Origin of the sequence: Psychrobacter sp. W2-37-MNA-CIBAN-0211 (assembly GCF_040309405.1) — a bacterium.
In the GTDB taxonomy this organism is placed as follows: Bacteria; Pseudomonadota; Gammaproteobacteria; order Pseudomonadales; family Moraxellaceae; genus Psychrobacter; species Psychrobacter glaciei.
The window spans coordinates 1-275 of record NZ_JBEOOU010000176.1 but is presented as its reverse complement, the minus strand read 5'-3'; the positions used below and the strand labels follow the sequence as shown (position 1 = coordinate 275).

Here is a 275-nt window from a genome sequence, read left to right as displayed (position 1 = left end):
GGCATACATCGCCATATTGCCGTTGATCACGTGATAGCCTAAGATTTTGGTTAACAGTGGCTTATTAGCAAATAACTGAGCTTTGGTCATTTTGGTTTCGGCCAATGCTTGCATAAACGCGGCATTGGTTGGAGCAAATATCGTATAGTTGGCATTAGGGTCAGACAATGCACTCGCAAGGCCTGCCGCTTGTACTGCTTCAACTAATAGCGAGAAGTCCGGGTTGCTCTGGGCAATTTGTACCACATTCATTTTTGCCATAGATTGACTATGCA

Annotated in this window: 1 protein-coding gene; it reads right to left on the bottom strand. The window is 44.7% G+C overall.

Annotated elements, in window-relative coordinates; translation table 11 throughout:
- Positions 1-261 (bottom strand): fasciclin domain-containing protein (locus AAEY72_RS14785; protein WP_352311297.1); only part of this gene is annotated, 261 nt, incomplete at its 3' end.
- Between the last annotated feature and the right edge of the window lie 14 nt (positions 262-275).